Below are 17,094 nucleotides of genomic sequence, written 5' to 3' on the forward strand. Positions count from 1 at the left end.
GGCCCAGTTGGCGGGCATTGGCAAGATACGGAAGAACCTTTCCAACTGGACCCCGGCCTTCGCCGGGGTACGGCAAGGAATTGGCTCTGTTCGAGACTTTCGCAGAGGTCTCGATTTGCTCCGGGCTAATGATGCAAAACGAGACATCAGCCGCCCAGCCTGACCGCCAGCCACAAGGTCCGTGGAGTCGCGCGTTCGACGACGCCTTCGCCGCCGATCGCCGCCTCGACCCGCGTATCGGTGACATTCTCCGCCCGCGCCTCGAACGCCAGCCAGCGGGTCGCGGGCAGCGTCGCGATCAGGTCGAGCGTCGTCGCAGCGGACAGCCGGCGCTGGTTGGCGTCATCCTCGAACTGGCCGGCGACATGTCGCATGGTCGCCGCCGCCTGCCAGCGGTCCTGCCGCCAGCCCAATGTCGCCGAGGCGCTGTGCGCCGGGGTCTGCGCCGGTTGCAGACCGTCGAGAATCCCGCCGTCGCGGACGCGGGCGTCGGTATAGGCATAGGAAAGCCGCGCCGCGAGCGCACCCCATTGCCCCGACGCATCGACCTCCCCGCCGCGCACGCGGACATGGTCGAGATTCGCGCGGCGACGAAATACCCCTGCGGCCGAGACGAAACCGACGCCCGAAAACGTCCCCGGCCCGCTGGCGACGGTCACGTTGGCGATCGCGTCGCGCAGGTCGTTGGCAAAGGCGGTCGCGGCGAGCCGGACCCCGTTCGTCGGACGCAACTCGATCCCGGCCTCCCCGCCCCACAGGGTTTCGGGCGCCAGCGCCGCATCGGCAGCCGTGGCGTCGGCGCCGACGCGGAACGGGCGATAGAGTTCGTTGAGCGTCGGCAACCGCCAGCCGCGATAGCCCGCCAGGCGCAGCGTGACCGCCGGGTCGGGCGTCCACGCCACTCCGGCCCGCCCGGTCGGCTGCCACCCCTGCCGATCGGCGAACCGCTGGTCGGTCAGCGTCGCACCGGCCAGCGCTGCCTCCTGCAACCGCCCATCTGCGATCGTCCAGCGATCGATCCGGCCACCGGCGGTGAACAGCAGGTCGCCCGCGGTCGCGCTTGCATCGGCGAATAGCCCGGCTGTCGTGTTGCGCCCGCCCGCGACGCGCCGCCGCGTCGGGCTGGCGGCGACATAGGTGTAGAGTTCCTGCGTCTCGCCGGTCACGATGCGCAGGTCGCCGCCCAGCCGGAGCGACACCGCGCCAAAGCGCGGCGCGATCTCGGCACGGCCGCCGATGCCGGTGGCGGGGACATTGTACTGGTCGAGCGTCAGCGTCGTCGATGCCCGCCCTGCCCCGACGCTGGCGAAGCGACTGGCAAAGGCGCGGGTCTGGAGATAGCCGAGCAGCGACCAGTCGAGTGGTCCGCGCCCGACCAGCCGGACGCTGGCATCGGCCCCTTCGCTGCGGTTGTCGGTGAAGTCGAGCCCGCGGTCGCGCCGGTCGGTGAAGGCCGCGACATTGGCCTGAAGCTCGGTTCCGGCGGCCAGTTGCACGACAGCGCGGGCGGCGGCGCTCGCCTGCTCGAACGGCGCGGCGCGGTCGGCCAGGCCACGATCGCCGGCGACGACGGGGATGAAGCCGTCGCCGCGGGCATAGGCACCCGATAGCGTCGCGAACCCGCCGCCGCGTACCAGCGCCGCCGATCCGCGTGCGTCGAGCGAACCACGACTGCCGCCCGCAATCGTGGCGGCAAAGGGCGACAGGTCGGCGGGCATCGCGCTGTCGAGTTCGATCGTGCCGGCCAGCGCGCCCGGCCCGGCGATGCCGCTGCCCCCGCCGCGCGTGACGCGCACCCGGCCCAGCCGGTCGGTGGCATAGGCGGGAAAGGCGACCCAGCCGCCGAACGGATCGGCCTGCGGCACGCCGTCGAGCAGCAGCAGCGCACGGCTGGATGCGTTGCCGCCGAGACCGCGCAGGGTAATGCCTTGGGACGTCGGGTTGGCGCTCCGCGAGTCCGATCGGCGGAACTGCTGCAGGCCGGCGACGTCGCGCAGCACATCTTCGACCCGGCCGCTGGCCGACGACAGGATGCGGTCGCGCCCGATCGTCACTATGTCGAAGGCGCGGTCGCCCGGCGTATCGGCGAGGCCGCGGCCGGTGACGACGATTTCGGGCGCGTCCTGTGCCGCCGCCACGCCCGGCCACATGGCCAGCAACAAGAACCGCTTCACACCCGCCCCCTACAGAGGACGATCAGACCGTGAAGCTCTCCCCGCACCCGCATGCGCCCTTGGCATTCGGGTTGGCGAAGACGAAGCCCGCGGTGAAATCGTCCTCGACCCAATCCATCGTCGAACCGATGAGGTAGAGGATCGATCCGCCATCGACGAAGAAGGTGCCGCCCGGCGTTTCGATCCGTTCGTCCATCGCATTGGCGGCGGTGACGTAATCGACCGAATAGGCGAGCCCCGAACAGCCGCGGCGCGGGGTCGACAGCTTGACGCCGATCGCATCCGCCGGCGCCTTCGCCATCAGGTCGGCGACGCGGCGCTCGGCATTGGCGGTCAAGTTGATCGCGGCGGGGCGGACGCGCGTGGCCATTACAGCATTCCCAGTTCAAGCTTGGCGTCGTCGGACATCTTCTGCGGGTCCCATGGCGGATCCCAGACGAGGTTGACGTCGGCGGTGGAAACGCCCGGCACCGCCGACACGCGCAGTTCGACCTCCGCCGGCATCGATTCCGCGACCGGGCAGTGCGGCGTGGTCAACGTCATCGTCACCGCGACATGGCCGTTGTCGGCCACGTCGACGCCGTAGATCAGCCCAAGGTCGTAGATGTTGACCGGGATTTCGGGATCGAAGATTTCCTTGAGCGACTGGACGACCGCTTCATAGATATCGCCGCCCGGTTCACCGTCGGCGACCGGCACCGGCTTCTTGGCGAGGAAATCGCCCAGATAGTCGCGGCGGCGCGGCTCCTCCGCATCGGTCACGCGGGCGCGGGGCGGCGACGGGACCGCCGTCACTTCCTCGACCTCGATATGCTGCTCGTCGTTCATCCGAAAATCCTGCTTACCCGTTCCAGTCCGCGTACCAGCGCATCGACATCGGCCGGTCCGTTATACACGCCGAAGCTGGCCCGCGCGGTGGCGGGCACGCCCAGCACGTCCATCAGCGGCTGCGCGCAATGATGGCCGGCGCGGATCGCGACGCGTTCCTCGTCCAAGATGGTGCCGACATCGTGCGGATGCACCCCCTCCACCACGAAACTGACGATTCCGGCGGAATCGTCGGGGCCGAGCAGGCGCACCGAATTGATCCGCCCCAGCGCGTCGCGGGTCGCGGCCACCAGCGCGGTTTCGTGGGCGTGGATCGCATCGAGCCCGATGCCCTCGACATAGTCGATCCCGGCATGAAGCCCCAGCGCACCGACGATGTGCGGCGTCCCCGCCTCGAACCGGGCGGGCGGCGGGGCATAGGTGGTGCGTTCGAACGTCACCCGGTCGATCATCGCACCGCCACCCTGCACCGGGTGCATCGCGCCCAGCAGGTCGGGACGGCCCCACAGCACGCCGATGCCGGTCGGGCCGTAGAGCTTGTGCCCCGAAAAGACGTAGAAATCGCAGTCGAGCGCGGCGACGTCGACGGTGATGCGCGGCACCGCCTGACACCCGTCGAGCAGCAGCTTCGCCCCGACCGAATGGGCGATGTCGGCGGCGCGACGACCGTCGAGCACCGATCCCAGCACGTTCGAGACATGCGCCAGTGCGACCAGCCTGTGCTCGGGCCGGATCATCGCCGCCATCGCGTCGAGATCGATCCGGCCGTCCTGCGTCAGCGGCACGACGTCGATCGCGACGCCGATCCGCTCGGCGACCAGCTGCCACGGCACGATGTTCGAATGGTGTTCGAGCATCGACAGCAGGATGCGGTCGCCGGCCTTCAGGTGGCGTTCGGCCCAGCCCTGCGCGACGAGGTTGATCCCCTCCGTCGCGCCGCGGACGAACACGCATTCCTCTGGCGCGGCGGCACCGATGAAGCCGGCGACGCGGCGGCGCGCGGCTTCATAGGCCAGCGTCATGTCGGCCGAACGCTGGTACACGCCGCGATGCACCGTGGCATAGGTCGTGTCATAGGCGCGGGTGATCGCGTCGATCACTTGCCTTGGCTTCTGCGCGGTGGCGGCGGTGTCGAGATACGCCCAGCCATCGGGAATGGCGGGGAAGTCGCGCACACGGTCGAGGGGGGTGGTGCCGGTCAAAGCGCCGCATCCAGCCACGCATCGGCATCCGCCCGGAATGCCTCGCGCACCGTTTCGTCGCCGATCCGGTCGATCGCATCCGCCACGAATGCGGTGGTGAGCAGCGCCTTGGCCCGCGCCTCGCTGACGCCGCGGCTGCGCAGGTAGAACAGCGCGCGGGCATCGAGTTCGCCGACCGTCGCGCCGTGCGCGCACTTCACGTCGTCGGCAAAGATTTCGAGTTCCGGCTTGAGGTTCACGGTGGCCGTGCGTTGCAGCAGCAGCCCGCGCAGCGACTGTTCGCCATCGGTCTTCTGCGCGCCGCGCGCGACCTCGACCCGGGCGGCGAGGCTCGCCTGGCTGCGGTCGGCGGCAACGGCGCGCCACGTCTGGCGGCTCGACCCGTTCAGCGCGGCATGGCGGACGGCGACGGCGCATTCCTGCCGCTGGTCCTCGCGGGTCAGCAGCGCGCCGCCATAGTCGACGAACGCCGAGTCCCCGTCGAGCGTGAGCAGCGCGTCGATCCGGCTGCCCATGCCCCCGGCGCCGAGGAACTGGCTGACGAGGCTCGCGCCCTCGCCCACAACCGCTTCGTCGCGGATCGACACGAAACCGCCCGACTGGAGCAGGCGGACGCTGCGCATCAGGCGCGCACCGCGTTCGAGATCGATCTGCGTCAGGCGATTGGTCCAGCCGCTGCCGACATAGGTTTCGACGACCGACGCGACCGCATCCTCGTCGAGCGTCAGGCGGGCGGGAACATGGTTCTCGCCCCCGGTCGCGACATGGACGATCTGCACCGGCTCCACGACCTCGGCAGCCGACAGGTCGATCGACCAGCCGTCCGCGCCCGACGCCTGCACGCCCAGCGGATGCGCGGTGTCGAGCGTCAGTCGCGACACCGCGACATGACCGGGCGTGCTGAGGTGAGCGACATAGGCGCCATCGACGAACACGATCCGCGCGCCGGGCAGGCCGAGCCAATAGCCATCGGCACCCGGTGCTTCGGTCGGTTCACTGGCCGCAGCCGCGCTCAGCGCAGCCAGATCGGTCCAGCGCCACGCCTCCTGCCGGTTGGTGGGAAGCGTCGCCATCACGCCGCCACCGCTCCATAGCCTTCGCGTTCCAGTTCGTGCGCCAGTTCCTTGCCGCCCGACCGCACGATGCGGCCATCGGCGAGGACGTGGACGAAATCGGGCTGCACATAGTCAAGCAGGCGCTGGTAGTGGGTGATGAGGATCACGCCCTTGTCCGGGCGGCGCATGATGCGGTTGATGCCGTCGCCGACGATGCGCAGCGCGTCGATGTCGAGGCCGCTGTCGGTTTCGTCGAGGATCGCCAGCTTGGGGTCGAGGATGCCCATCTGCACCATCTCGTTGCGCTTCTTCTCGCCGCCCGAAAAGCCGACGTTCACCGGGCGCTTCATCATGTCCATTTCCATGCCGAGGCCATCGGCCTGCGCACGGGCGAGCTTCAGGAACTCGGCACCCGACAGCGGCTTTTCATCCCGCGCGCGGCGCTGGCTGTTCAGGCTCTCGCGCAGGAACTGGACGTTCGACACGCCGGGAATCTCGACCGGATACTGAAAGCCGAGGAACAGGCCGGCGGCGGCGCGGGCATCGGCCTCCATCTCCAGCAGGTCCTCGCCGCCGAACGTCACGCTGCCTTCGGTCACTTCATAGCCGGGACGACCGCCCAGAACATAGCCGAGCGTCGACTTGCCCGCGCCATTGGGTCCCATGATCGCGTGGACCTCGCCCGCGTTCACGGTGAGCGAAAGACCTTTCAGGATTTCCTTGCCGTCGATTTCGGCGTGGAGGTTTTCGATGTTCAGCATGTTCCGTCCTGTTCGTGCGGGCCGCGCCCGCAAATCTCTTGTTACGGCGTCTCGCCGGCCACCGGTTCGGTTCCGAACTCGGCCTCGGCCGCCTGCGGGTTGGTCAGCACCGCCTTCATCGACGCATCGATCCTGTCGAGCATCGGCGCGTGCGCCTTCGCCACCTTCGCCCGGACCGGCGCGCACGCTCTGGCCGCGTCGTCGAAGATCGCGACGCGCGCGGCGGCTTCGGCGGGCGGCTTTTCCATGCGCGGGTCGGCGTTGATCCGTTGCGACAGGCAGTCGGCATAGGGCGCGGTCGGTGCCGCCGCCTGCAAGGCAAGCGCCAGCACGATCATCCCACCGATCCTTCCAGGCTGATGCCGAGCAGCTTCTGCGCCTCGACCGCGAACTCCATCGGCAGCTGTTGCAGCACTTCGCGCGCGAAGCCGTTGACGATCAGCGCGACCGCCGCCTCCGAATCCAGTCCGCGCTGCATCGCGTAGAACATCTGGTCCTCGGAAATCTTGCTGGTCGTCGCCTCATGCTCGATCTGCGCCGAGGGGTTCTTGACCTCGATATAGGGCACGGTGTGCGCCCCGCACTGGTCGCCGAGCAGCAGGCTGTCGCACTGGGTGAAGTTGCGCACGCCCTCTGCCGAGGGGCCGACGCGCACCAGCCCGCGATAGGTATTGTCGCTGCGGCCCGCGCTGATCCCCTTCGACACGATGGTCGAGCGCGATCCCTTGCCCAGATGGATCATCTTGGTGCCGGTATCGGCCTGCTGGCGGTTGTTGGTGACGGCGACCGAGTAGAATTCGCCGACGCTGTTCTCGCCCGCCAGCACGCAGGACGGATATTTCCACGTGATCGCCGATCCGGTTTCGACCTGCGTCCACGACACCTTACTGTTCCTGCCTTGGCACAGCGCGCGCTTGGTCACGAAATTGTAGATGCCGCCCTTGCCGTTCTCGTCGCCCGGATACCAGTTCTGGACGGTCGAATATTTGATCTCGGCATCGTCGAGCGCGACCAGCTCCACCACCGCCGCGTGCAGCTGGTTCTCGTCGCGCATCGGCGCGGTGCAGCCTTCGAGATAGCTGACATAGCTGCCCTTGTCGGCGACGATCAGCGTGCGTTCGAACTGGCCGGTATTCTCGGCATTGATCCGGAAATAGGTCGACAGCTCCATCGGGCAGCGCACGCCCTCCGGAATGTAGACGAAGGTGCCGTCCGAAAAGACCGCGCAGTTGAGCGTCGCGAAGAAATTGTCGCGCTGCGGCACGACCTTGCCCAGCCATTTGCGGACCAGATCGGGATATTCGCGGATCGCTTCGGAGATCGAGCGGAAGATGACGCCGGCGGCTTCCAGCTCCTTGCGGAAGGTCGTCGCCACCGACACGCTGTCGAACACCGCGTCGACCGCGACCCTGCGGCTCCCCTCGACCCCGGCGAGCACCTTCTGCTCCTCGATCGGGATGCCGAGCTTTTCATAGACGCGCAGGATCTCGGGATCGACCTCGTCGAGCGAGCCGAGCTTCGGCTTCGCCTTGGGCTCGGCGTAGTAATAGGCGTCCTGATAGTCGATCGGGTCGATGTTCAGCTTCGACCAGTCGGGGGCCTCCATCGTCTGCCACAGGCGGAACGCCTTCAGCCGCCAGTCGAGCATCCATTCGGGCTCGTTCTTCTTGGCGCTGATATAGCGGACGGTGTCCTCGCTCAGCCCCTTGGGCGCGAAGTCCTGTTCGATGTCGGAGGAGAACCCCCACTCGTACTTCTTGTTCGCGGCGGCGAGCGCCTCGGCATTCTTCGTGGCCATCACACTACCTCTTGGGGCATCGCCCCGGTGTTCGCGAGTTGGGCGAGCGTCACGCCCGCAAGCGCCCCCCGGACCACGGCGTTGACCGTGCCGGCATGGGGGCGGATCATGCAGTTCGTCTCCACCGCGCAGTCATGCCGCGCGGCATCGACGCAGGTGGTGAGCGCGATCGGCCCCTCGATCGCCTCGATGATCTGCGCCAGGTCGATCGCATGGGGCGCGCGGGCGAGGCGAAAGCCGCCGCCGCTGCCGCGTCCGGTTTCGATCAGCGCGGCGGCGGACAGGCGGCTGACCAGCTTCTGCACGGTGGGCAACGGCAGTCCGGTCTCCTCCGCCAGCACGGTCGCCGTAACGCGCGCATCCCCGCCGCGTCGCGCGGTGGCGGCGAGCAGGACGACGGCATAGTCGGCAAGGCTGGAAAGGCGCATGGTTTCCTTAATCGGATCGATCCGGTCGGATTGGCATGTGGTGCGGTGCGGTCGATTGGTCAACCGGGTTTGTTTCGATCGGTGTGATCGATTGTCGGGCGGCGGGAAGGATTCGGTTTCACGCGAAGGCGCGATGCCGCGAAGAGAAGAAGGAAGTTGGTTCGCGCGGAGGCGCGGAGGCGCGGAGGGGTTGCGCTCGCTGCTCCATCTCGCGTCAGCGAGACTTTCATCCTTTGGGCAGCCAATAGCATGAAGGCCGCTGGCGCGGCTGACCCATCCGCGGGCACGACAGCCTCCGCGTCTCCGCGCCTCCGCGCGAACCACTCTCTTCTCCGGCCTCCACGCCTCCGCGTGAAACCGAACCTTCCTTCCCGCCGCCCTCCCCGATAAAGCGCCACCCATGGCCTGGTATCATCCCCTCCTCTTCGCCCTCGACGCCGAACGCGCGCATTCGCTCACGATCGCGATGCTGGAGGCATGGGGAAAGGCCGGTGCGCCGCTCGCACCCAAAAGCGATGACCGGCACGCGGTGACGGTCGCCGGCATCCGCTTTCCCAACCCGGTCGGACTCGCCGCCGGGGTCGACAAGGACGCACGGGCGGTCGCCAGCTTCCTCGGGCTGGGGTTCGGCTTCGTCGAGGTCGGTACGCTGACGCCGAAGCCGCAGCCGGGCAATCCGAAGCCCCGCATCTTCCGCCTGCCCGAGGACCGGGGCGTGGTGAACCGGCTGGGCTTCAACAATGGCGGGATCGACTCGGCGCTGGCGCGGGTCGCGGCGCTTGTCCCCCGCCCCGGCATCATCGGCATCAATGTCGGCGCGAACAAGGATTCGGCCGACCGCATCGCCGACTACGGCACCGCCGTCGCCAAGGCCGCGCCGCTGGCCGATTATGTCACGATCAACATCTCCAGCCCCAACACGCCGGGCCTGCGCGACCTGCAATCGCAGCCCGAACTGGGCCAGCTGATTGCCGCCAGCGACGCCGCGCGGCAGGTGAATGGCAAGCGCGTACCACTGTTCCTGAAGGTCGCGCCCGACCTGTCGCGTGACGGGATGGCGGTCGCGATCGGTGCCGCGATCGACGGCGGGGTCGATGCGCTGATCGTGTCGAACACCACCATCTCGCGCCCCGATACGCTGCGATCGGCGAATGCGAAGGAAACCGGCGGGCTGTCGGGCGCGCCGCTCGCGCCGCTGGCCCTCGCCAAGCTGGTCGAGGCGCGGGAGATCGCGGGCGATGCGCTGCCCCTCATCTCGGCGGGCGGAATCGGATCGGCGGACGAGGCGCGGCGGCGGCTCGATGCCGGGGCCAGCCTCGTGCAGCTCTACAGCGCGCTGGTCTATGAAGGGCCGGGCCTTGCGCAGCGGATCGTCGCCGGGCTGTGAGCGGCTGGTTCCGCCCGCTGCTCGCCAATGCCGGGTTCGGACGGCGGATCGTCGCGTGCGTCGGCGCGGGCATAGGCATCGCGCTGACCATCCTCGTCTGTGGGCAGTTCCCGTCCTATGGCAGCGACCTGCCGATCATCGTCGCGCCGCTGGGGGCGTCGGCCGTGCTGGTGTTCGCGGTGCCCGCCAGCCCGCTGGCGCAGCCCTGGCCGGTGGTCGGCGGCAACATCCTGTCGACGCTGATCGGCGTCGCGGTGTTCCAATGGGTGCCGGACGTGACGATCGCCGCCGGGCTGGCGGTCGGCTGCGCGATCCTCGCCATGTCGCTGGCGCGCTGCCTGCACCCGCCGGGCGGTGCCGCAGCGCTGACCGCGGTGATCGGCAGCGCGGGGATCCACGATGCCGGCTATGCCTTCGCCTTCGCGCCGGTCGGGATCAACTCGATCGCGCTGGTGGCGATCGGCATGTTCTATCACCGGATGACCGCGCTCAGCTATCCGCACCAGCCGGCGTCACCGGCGGCCGTCGCGGCGGCGGCCGAGCCGGGCGGGGTTCGGCTGGAGGATATCGACGCCGCGCTGGCCGAGACGCCCGATGCGTTCGATATTGCGCGGGAGGATCTGACGCTGCTGCTCGAACGGGCGGAGCATTTCGCGCAGGTTCGGCGGAAGAAATAGGGTTCACGCGGAGGCGCGGAGACGCGGAGGAGGTCGAGTCATCGGCAACCTTATCCGCGCCGGCGGCCTCATACATCGTGGCAACGTGCGATACGGTCTGCCGATCGCAAGCGGCTTGCCCGGTGCGCGCGCCCTCCGCGTCTCCGCGCCTTCGCGTGAACCAACCTTCTTCTACTCTACGATCACCTTGCCCTCGCGCCGGGGATCGACGCCGCCATCGACCTTGCCGTCGCGGATGATGACTCCGTGCAGCCCTGAATCCTCGCCCTGCCCCGGCTGCAACCGGATACCGCGCTGCGCCAGCCCGTTCAGGACTTCCGGCGAGAACTTCGTCACCTCGCCCTGAAAGCTGTTGCCGCGCGCGACGAGGTTGGGGAGCGCCAGCGCCTGCTGCATTGGCAGCTTCCATTCGACCGCACCGATCAGCGACTTGCCGACATAGGCGAGGATCGCGTTGCCGCCCGCCGATCCCAGCGCACCGGCGAACCTGCCCTGCCGGTCGATCATGACGAGCGGCGTCATCGACGACCGCGGCCGCTTGCCCGGCGCGACCGCATTGGCGGCCTCCCGGCCCTGCGCATCGCGCGGTGAGAAGGCGAAGTCGGTCATCTGGTTGTTGAGGAAGAAGCCGTCGACCATCCGCCCGGTACCGAAGAAGCTTTCGACCGTCGTCGTCATCGACACCACGTTGCCCGCCGCGTCGCCGACGATGAAGTGCGACGTCCCCATCGGTTCGCGCGTGGTGTCCGCCGCCGCCGTCACCACGCCGGCCGGCACCCCGGCCGCGGGCGCCGCCGCGGCGAACGGGCCGATCAGCTTCGCACGCCCAGCGATGTACGCCGGGGCCAGCAACCCGGCGACCGGCACGTTCACGAACTTCGGATCGCCGACATACAGGTCGCGGTCGGCGTACATCAGCCGGCTGGCCTCGGCGAACAGGTACCAGCTCTGTGGATCGTTCGGCCCCCGCCTGTCGATGTCGGTACGCCCGAGGATCGCGAGCAGTTCGAGCAGCCCGACGCCGCTCGACGGTGGCGGCGGGGTGCAGACGATGTACGCACGCCAGTTGCCGCACAGCGGATCGCGCTTGACCGCGCGATAGGCGGCGAGGTCGGCCAGCGTCATCGTGCCGGGCAGGTCGCCGCTGGTCGTCCGCGCGACGATGCGCTGCGCGGTCTTGCCGGTATAGAGCGCGTCCGGCCCCTGCTTCGCGAGACGGCGCAGGAAATCGGCATAGTCGCCGTTCCTGATCCGGTCGCCGGTGGTGGCGAGCGCCCCGCCCTTCCCCTTGAAATAGCGGCGGACATCCTCCGCCTGCAACTGCGGCGACCGGCCGCCGAGGAAGCGGCCCAGGCGCGGCGAGATCACGAAGCCCTTGCGCGCGGTCGCCTCGGCATCGTCGAACAGCTGGTTCCACGCGAGCGTGCCGTGATCGGCATGCGCCTGTCCCAGCATCCGCACCGCACCCGGCACGCCGGTCGCCCGTCCGCTCATCACCGCCTGCGCGAACGGCAGCGGCTGGCCGTCGGTGCCCAGCAGCATCGTCGGCGTGGCGCCGGCGGGGGCGACCTCGCGCCCGTCATAGATTTCGACCTTGCCGGTCTTCGCGTTGAAATAGGTCAGGAACGCGCCGCCGCCCAGACCCGAACTCTGCGGTTCGACCAGCGACAGCATCGCCTGCACCGCGATCGCCGCGTCGACCGCGCTGCCGCCGCGGCGCAGCACCGCCATGCCCGCCTCGCTGGCGAGCGGGTTGGCGGTGACGACGAACTTCTGCGCCTGTGCCGCCGGCGCGGTCGGCGACGACGGCGCAGGCACGGCCGCCGGGGTGGCGATGTCGCGCTTGCCGAACGACAGGACGTTGCAGCCACCGAGCGTAACGGTGGCAAGGGCGGCGATGGTGGTGGCGAACATCCTCATGGCCCCCTGTCTAGCCAAGCGCGTCGCGCCCGTCACCCGCTCTCGGGCGTTGCCGTGACGGTTATGCCTGGCCTACACCCGCCGGCAGGAGAAGGATGCGACATGGCCCGGCAACTGGAACGATTCCCCAATCTGGTCGCGATGTTCTTCGCGCGCGCCGCCGAGCGTGGCGACGCACCGTTCCTGTGGGCCAAGACCGGCGGGACCTGGGTCTCGACCAGCTGGGCGGAGGCGGCGCGACAGGTCGCCAGCCTCGCCACCGCGCTGCGGGCGATCGGGCTGAAGCGCGGCGACCGGGTAATGCTGGTCAGCGAGAACCGGCCCGAATGGTGCATCTCCGACCTCGCCATCATGGCGGCCGGCTGCGTGACGGTGCCGACCTATGTCACCAACACCGTGCGCGACCATGGTCACATCATCGAGAATTCGGGCGCCTGCGCGATCATCGTGTCGACCGAGAAGCTGGCGCGCACCGTCCTGCCCGCCGCGCTGCGGGCCGCGAACTCGTCGGAAAAGATCATCATGATCGAACCGATGCGTACCGCACAGCAGGGGAGCCTGGAGTTCCACGACTGGCACGACCTGATCGCGCGCCATCCCGCCGACCCGGCGGGCGTCGCGGCGCAGGCGGATTTCCGGCGCGAGGATCTGGCCTGCATCATCTACACCTCGGGCACCGGCGGTTCCCCGCGCGGCGTCATGCAGCATCACGGCGCGATCCTGCACAACGTCAACGGCTGCTGCACCGTGATTTCCGAGGATTTCGGCTGGGACGACGAAGTGTTCCTGTCGTTCCTGCCGCTCAGCCACGCCTATGAACATACCGGCGGGCAGCATTTCCCGATCGGGCTGGGCGGGCAGATCTATTACAGCGAGGGCCTCGACAAGCTGGCGAGCAATATCGAGGAGGTCCGGCCGACGATCATGGTCGTCGTGCCCCGCCTGTTCGAGGTGCTGCGCACGCGGATCACCAAGACGGTGCAGAAGCAGGGCCGCATGTCGTCGTGGCTGCTCGACCGCGCCATCGCGATCGGCGGCAAGGAGGACGGCCCGTCGCTGCTCGACCGGCCGACGAAACTGCTGGTGGATACGCTGCTGAAACCCAAGGTCGGCAAGCGCTTCGGCGGGCGGTTGAAGGCGATGGTGTCGGGCGGCGCGCCGCTCAACCCCGAAGTCGGCGGCTTCTTCCAGTCGCTCGGCCTCACCTTCCTGCAAGGCTATGGCCAGACCGAGGCGGCGCCGGTCATCTCGTGCAATCGCCCGGCGGCGGGGATCAAGATGGACACGGTCGGCCCGCCGCTGGCCGATACCGAGGTCCGCATCGCCGGGGATGGCGAGATCCTGGTACGCGGCGAACTGGTCATGCACGGATACTGGCGCAACGAGGCGGAAACCGCGCGCGTGCTCAAGGACGGCTGGCTGCACACCGGCGACATCGGCGAGATCGATGCGAAGGGCCGCATCCGCATCACCGACCGGAAAAAGGACATCATCGTCAACGACAAGGGCGACAATGTCGCCCCGCAGAAGGTCGAGGGCATGCTGACCCTGCAGGACGAGATCGCGCAGGCGATGATCGCGGGCGACCGGCGGCCGTACATGGTGGCGGTGATCGTGCCCGACGCCGAATGGACCCAGCAATTCTGCGCGAAGGGCGGCGCGCGCTGCGACTTCGCCCGGCTGCGCGAGGACAGCGACTATCGCTCCGCGCTGGGCGCCGCGGTCGAACGGGTGAACAGGGACCTGTCGGTCACCGAACGCATCCGCCGGTTCATCATCGCCGACGAACCCTTCACGATCGAGAACCAGCAGCTGACGCCAAGCCTGAAGATACGTCGGCATGTGTTGAAGGACGTGTATGGCGAGCGGCTGGACGCGCTGTACCGGGGGTGAGGAACTGGCTGTTCGTGTGCAGTCGCAACCGGCTGCGCAGCCCCACCGCCGAAGCGATGTTCGGCACTTTGCCGGGGACGGAAACCATGTCGGCGGGGACCAGTCCCGATGCCGACAATCCGTTGAGCGGCGAACTGATCGAGTGGGCCGACACGATCTTCGTGATGGAGCGCGTGCATCGGACGCGGGTCCAGCGGCGCTTTCGCCGGCATCTGAACGGCAAGCGGGTCATCTGCCTCGATATTCCTGACGATTATGCGGCGATGGACCCGGCGCTGATGGCGTTGCTGACGAAGCGGATGGCGCAGTTTCTGTAACAGCGGGCAGCCAAAGGTCACAAAAGTCACACTTGCACCGTATCGACGGCAAGCGCGGGACGGGTGGTCGGCGGACGGTTCGGTGAACGGATGAAAGAGCGGGGGCAACGGTATCGCATGGCGATGATCGTGTAGGAAAGTCGAATAGCGGCAAGGCATTCGTTAACCATCATGCTGTAGCATGGCCGCCGGAGAAAGACTGGGGTAGCGCGATGATCCGCTCGATCGGAAATGACCAGACGACCAGCGACCCGCGCCCGTACGGCACCTGTCCCGTCGCGACGCCCTTTTCCGAAGTGTTCGGATCGTTGGCGACCACCGCCGCCGCGATGTCGCCGTCCTCTTTCACGATCCGACACCGGTCCGCAGGCACGCGCGACCCTGCGCCGGATAACACGGAGATATCCCCTACCCTGAACGACGCCATCGCCGCGTTCAAAAAGGAACTGTCGTTGACCCCGGCGGAACGGATGCGCCGCGACGTGCTGAAAAGCATGAACCTGACCGAGGAGGCGATCGAAGCGCTGCCCGCAGAGGAGCGCGTCGAGACCGAGGAGAGGATCGCACGGGAGGTCGCGCGCCGGATGGAGATCATGACCGGCGGGCTGGACCGACCGGCATCGGTCGCGGCGGGAACGCTCATACCGTCATAATACGGCAGGAAGATACCGCACATGGCTCCGGGCGGTTGAACCGCCCCCGCCCGATCCCATATGGCCCGCTCGAAATGCTGCGTTGCAGCAAGGAGCGTGTCCGTGCCGAATACCCGTAGCCCTTCCCTCGTCCACCTCGCGCTCGCGCTCGGCGGGTTCGCGATCGGGACCACCGAGTTCGCGACGATGAGCCTCGTGCCGTTCTTCGCGCCCGGCCTCGGCATCGACGAACCGACCGCGGGGCATGTCATCAGCGCCTATGCGCTGGGCGTGGTGGTCGGCGCGCCGTTGCTGGCGGTGCTGACCGCGCGGATGGCGCGGCGGACGGTGCTGATCGCGCTGATGGCATGTTTCGGGGTCGCCAATGCCGCCAGCGCGCTGGCGCCGAACTATGACGCGATGCTGGTCGCGCGGTTCTTCAGCGGGTTGCCGCACGGCGCCTATTTCGGGATCGCGGCGCTGGTAGCCGCCTCGCTGGTGCCGGTGGAGAAGCGGGCGCAGGCGATCGGGCGCGTGATGCTGGGGCTGACGACGGCGACGATCGTCGGCGTGCCGCTGGCCAATGCGCTGGGGCAGGCGATCGGATGGCGCTGGGGCTTCGGGGTGGTCGCGGTACTCGCCGCCGCGACGATGGCGATGATCGCATGGGTCGCGCCGCGCGACCGGCCGGACCGTTCCGCCAGTCCGCTCGCCGAACTCGGCGTGCTGCGCTCGGGCCAGTTGTGGCTGACGCTCGGCATCGGCGCGATCGGCTTTGGCGGCATGTTCGCGGTCTATACCTATCTCGCCTCGACGCTGATCGAGGTAACCGGCGCGGGGCCGGCGATGGTGCCGGTCGTGCTGGCGGTGTTCGGCATCGGCATGACCATCGGCAACCTGATCGTGCCGCGCTTCGCCGACCGGGCGCTGATGCCGACCGCCGGCGCGCTGCTGCTGTGGAGCGCGGCGACGCTGGCGCTGTATCCGCTGGCGGCGGGGCAACTGTGGTCGATGCTGGTGATCGTGTTCCTGATCGGGATCGGCGGCGCGCTCGGCACCGTGCTCCAGACGCGGCTGATGGACATCGCGCAGCAGGGGCAGAGCCTCGCCGCGTCGCTCAACCATTCGGCGTTCAATACCGCCAATGCGATCGGGCCATGGGCCGGCGGGCTGGCGATCGCCGCCGGCTATGGCTGGACGTCGACCGGGGTCGTGGGTGCAGGACTGGCGCTGGGCGGGTTCGCGATCTGGGGGATCGCCGTGCTGGCGGGGGCACCGGTTCGGCAGCGGGTCGCGGCGTAGAAGCGAGAAGACAGGGGTTCACGCGAACCCGTTTCTTCTTTCAGGACAGCAAGGGCGTCCGCCACCCGTTCGTGTGCGGACGCCCCCCTCCACCATCCTGCGGATGGTCCCCCTCCCCATGCCGGGGAGGAGTTCAACGCTACTTCTTCTCCGGCAGGACCTGCATCGACCAGTCCTTTGACGGCACCAGATATTTCGCCGCAAGTGCCTGCAATTCGGCGGGCGTGGTACCGCGGATGTCGTTGATGAGGCCGGGGATCGCCGCCAGCCGCGCCGGATCGCGCGTGCCGCCGGCGGTCTGGTTCATCCAGAACATATTGCCGCTCGACATGCGGGCGACCATCTGGATCACCGGCAGCTTGGCGCGCTCCAGCTCGTCGTCGGGCACCGGCGTCCTGGCCAGGTCGGCGGCGAGTTCGCGCGCCAGCTGGAAGAAGAAACCGGTCTTGTCGGGCGGCACCATGCCGATCGCCATGATCCGTCCGCCGCCGGGCAGCCCGACCGGCCAGCCATTGTCGACGTTGGGCGAATAGCTGACCCCCGCCTGGCTGCGCAGTCGGTCGAGCAGGCGGTCGCGGAACACCGCGGCCAGCACCTCCAGCTTGCGGCTTTCGGCAAGGCCCGCGCTGCCGGCACCGGTCGGCCAGGCGATCGCCGCCGCCGCCTGGTTGGGCTGGCCGCTGTGCGTGCGCGTGACCGGGGTCGCGACATGGTCGGGGA

18 protein-coding genes are annotated in these 17,094 nt (G+C 68.6%); 6 read left to right on the top strand and 12 right to left on the bottom strand.

Annotation, left to right across the window (positions count from 1 at the left end):
• Positions 1-146: 146 nt before the first annotated feature.
• From QLH51_RS03215 to QLH51_RS03255, 9 genes are read right to left on the bottom strand one after another with little or no spacing between them, the layout of a single operon-like run.
• Positions 147-2,150 carry a TonB-dependent receptor gene (locus QLH51_RS03215; RefSeq protein WP_125654681.1) on the bottom strand — a complete coding sequence of 668 codons (2,004 nt, stop codon included), beginning with the start codon at positions 2,148-2,150 and terminating at the stop codon, positions 147-149.
• A 46-nt stretch (positions 2,151-2,196) separates the two neighbouring features.
• Positions 2,197-2,544 (bottom strand): HesB/IscA family protein, encoded by a 348-nt coding sequence (locus QLH51_RS03220; protein WP_125654445.1) that lies wholly within the window; start codon positions 2,542-2,544, stop codon positions 2,197-2,199.
• Positions 2,544-3,002 carry an SUF system Fe-S cluster assembly protein gene (locus QLH51_RS03225; protein WP_125654443.1) on the bottom strand — a complete coding sequence of 153 codons (459 nt, stop codon included), beginning with the start codon at positions 3,000-3,002 and terminating at the stop codon, positions 2,544-2,546. The genes QLH51_RS03220 and QLH51_RS03225 overlap by 1 nt, the downstream gene beginning before the upstream one ends.
• A complete protein-coding gene (locus QLH51_RS03230) occupies positions 2,999-4,204 on the bottom strand; it encodes a cysteine desulfurase (protein ID WP_125654441.1) in 1,206 nt (401 codons plus the stop codon). Before QLH51_RS03230 ends, QLH51_RS03225 begins: the two co-directional genes overlap by 4 nt.
• Positions 4,201-5,277, bottom strand: coding sequence for a SufB/SufD family protein (locus tag QLH51_RS03235; protein WP_125654438.1), 1,077 nt, complete (start codon positions 5,275-5,277; stop codon positions 4,201-4,203). The genes QLH51_RS03230 and QLH51_RS03235 overlap by 4 nt, the downstream gene beginning before the upstream one ends.
• Positions 5,277-6,020, bottom strand: coding sequence for a Fe-S cluster assembly ATPase SufC (gene sufC / locus QLH51_RS03240; protein ID WP_125654436.1), 744 nt, complete (start codon positions 6,018-6,020; stop codon positions 5,277-5,279). Before sufC ends, QLH51_RS03235 begins: the two co-directional genes overlap by 1 nt.
• A 41-nt stretch (positions 6,021-6,061) precedes the next feature.
• Positions 6,062-6,358 carry a hypothetical protein gene (locus QLH51_RS03245; RefSeq protein ID WP_125654434.1) on the bottom strand — a complete coding sequence of 99 codons (297 nt, stop codon included), beginning with the start codon at positions 6,356-6,358 and terminating at the stop codon, positions 6,062-6,064.
• A complete protein-coding gene (gene sufB / locus QLH51_RS03250) occupies positions 6,355-7,818 on the bottom strand; it encodes a Fe-S cluster assembly protein SufB (protein WP_125654432.1) in 1,464 nt (487 codons plus the stop codon). The genes QLH51_RS03245 and sufB overlap by 4 nt, the downstream gene beginning before the upstream one ends.
• Complete coding sequence (locus QLH51_RS03255; protein WP_125654430.1) at positions 7,818-8,246, bottom strand: RrF2 family transcriptional regulator; 429 nt, start codon at positions 8,244-8,246, stop codon at positions 7,818-7,820. Before QLH51_RS03255 ends, sufB begins: the two co-directional genes overlap by 1 nt.
• 400 nt (positions 8,247-8,646) lie before the next feature.
• Here QLH51_RS03255 and QLH51_RS03260 point away from each other — a divergent pair, with 400 nt between their 5' ends.
• Positions 8,647-9,633 (top strand): quinone-dependent dihydroorotate dehydrogenase, encoded by a 987-nt coding sequence (locus QLH51_RS03260; RefSeq protein WP_125654428.1) that lies wholly within the window; start codon positions 8,647-8,649, stop codon positions 9,631-9,633.
• On the top strand, positions 9,630-10,310 hold the full coding sequence (locus QLH51_RS03265) for an HPP family protein (protein ID WP_125654426.1): 681 nt from the start codon (positions 9,630-9,632) through the stop codon (positions 10,308-10,310). The genes QLH51_RS03260 and QLH51_RS03265 overlap by 4 nt, the downstream gene beginning before the upstream one ends.
• Positions 10,311-10,481: 171 nt before the next feature.
• On the opposite strand, the gene ggt is transcribed toward QLH51_RS03265, so the two are convergent.
• A complete protein-coding gene (gene ggt / locus QLH51_RS03270) occupies positions 10,482-12,230 on the bottom strand; it encodes a gamma-glutamyltransferase (protein ID WP_125654424.1) in 1,749 nt (582 codons plus the stop codon).
• A 102-nt stretch (positions 12,231-12,332) separates the two neighbouring features.
• Between ggt and QLH51_RS03275 the strand changes: the two genes are divergently transcribed.
• Both QLH51_RS03275 and QLH51_RS03280 read left to right on the top strand, forming a co-directional pair.
• Complete coding sequence (locus tag QLH51_RS03275; RefSeq protein WP_125654422.1) at positions 12,333-14,123, top strand: AMP-dependent synthetase/ligase; 1,791 nt, start codon at positions 12,333-12,335, stop codon at positions 14,121-14,123.
• Positions 14,120-14,440 (top strand): low molecular weight protein tyrosine phosphatase family protein, encoded by a 321-nt coding sequence (locus QLH51_RS03280; RefSeq protein ID WP_125654420.1) that lies wholly within the window; start codon positions 14,120-14,122, stop codon positions 14,438-14,440. The genes QLH51_RS03275 and QLH51_RS03280 overlap by 4 nt, the downstream gene beginning before the upstream one ends.
• A 169-nt stretch (positions 14,441-14,609) precedes the next feature.
• On the opposite strand, the gene QLH51_RS03285 is transcribed toward QLH51_RS03280, so the two are convergent.
• Positions 14,610-14,879, bottom strand: a complete 270-nt coding sequence (locus QLH51_RS03285) for a hypothetical protein (protein ID WP_164516050.1) — start codon at positions 14,877-14,879, stop codon at positions 14,610-14,612.
• Between the two features lie 13 nt (positions 14,880-14,892).
• On the opposite strand from QLH51_RS03285, the gene QLH51_RS03290 reads away from it, so the two are divergent.
• The gene (locus tag QLH51_RS03290; RefSeq protein WP_164516049.1) at positions 14,893-15,093 is read left to right on the top strand and encodes a hypothetical protein; all 201 of its coding nucleotides are present in this window, start codon (positions 14,893-14,895) and stop codon (positions 15,091-15,093) included.
• 60 nt (positions 15,094-15,153) lie between these two features.
• The gene (locus QLH51_RS03295; RefSeq protein WP_125654416.1) at positions 15,154-16,374 is read left to right on the top strand and encodes an MFS transporter; all 1,221 of its coding nucleotides are present in this window, start codon (positions 15,154-15,156) and stop codon (positions 16,372-16,374) included.
• A gap of 139 nt (positions 16,375-16,513) precedes the next feature.
• Here the strand turns inward: QLH51_RS03295 and QLH51_RS03300 are convergent.
• Positions 16,514-17,094, bottom strand: a 581-nt coding sequence (locus tag QLH51_RS03300) for an insulinase family protein (RefSeq protein WP_283514220.1), incomplete at its 5' end; no start/stop codon positions are given.

This window comes from Sphingomonas sp. 2R-10 (genome assembly GCF_030062225.1).
Taxonomy (GTDB): Bacteria; Pseudomonadota; Alphaproteobacteria; order Sphingomonadales; family Sphingomonadaceae; genus Sphingomonas.

What these genes read in the sequence shown, in the direction of transcription:
- QLH51_RS03215 (WP_125654681.1), bottom strand. Translation starts at nt 2,150, where the DNA reads ATGTGGCCGGGCGTGGCGGCGGCACAGGACGCGCCCGAAATCGTCGTC.
- QLH51_RS03220 (WP_125654445.1), bottom strand. Translation starts at nt 2,544, where the DNA reads ATGGCCACGCGCGTCCGCCCCGCCGCGATCAACTTGACCGCCAATGCC.
- QLH51_RS03225 (WP_125654443.1), bottom strand. Translation starts at nt 3,002, where the DNA reads ATGAACGACGAGCAGCATATCGAGGTCGAGGAAGTGACGGCGGTCCCG.
- QLH51_RS03235 (WP_125654438.1), bottom strand. Translation starts at nt 5,277, where the DNA reads ATGGCGACGCTTCCCACCAACCGGCAGGAGGCGTGGCGCTGGACCGAT.
- sufC (WP_125654436.1), bottom strand. Translation starts at nt 6,020, where the DNA reads ATGCTGAACATCGAAAACCTCCACGCCGAAATCGACGGCAAGGAAATC.
- QLH51_RS03245 (WP_125654434.1), bottom strand. Translation starts at nt 6,358, where the DNA reads ATGATCGTGCTGGCGCTTGCCTTGCAGGCGGCGGCACCGACCGCGCCC.
- sufB (WP_125654432.1), bottom strand. Translation starts at nt 7,818, where the DNA reads ATGGCCACGAAGAATGCCGAGGCGCTCGCCGCCGCGAACAAGAAGTAC.
- QLH51_RS03255 (WP_125654430.1), bottom strand. Translation starts at nt 8,246, where the DNA reads ATGCGCCTTTCCAGCCTTGCCGACTATGCCGTCGTCCTGCTCGCCGCC.
- QLH51_RS03260 (WP_125654428.1), top strand. Translation starts at nt 8,647, where the DNA reads ATGGCCTGGTATCATCCCCTCCTCTTCGCCCTCGACGCCGAACGCGCG.
- ggt (WP_125654424.1), bottom strand. Translation starts at nt 12,230, where the DNA reads ATGAGGATGTTCGCCACCACCATCGCCGCCCTTGCCACCGTTACGCTC.
- QLH51_RS03275 (WP_125654422.1), top strand. Translation starts at nt 12,333, where the DNA reads ATGGCCCGGCAACTGGAACGATTCCCCAATCTGGTCGCGATGTTCTTC.
- QLH51_RS03295 (WP_125654416.1), top strand. Translation starts at nt 15,154, where the DNA reads ATGGCCCGCTCGAAATGCTGCGTTGCAGCAAGGAGCGTGTCCGTGCCG.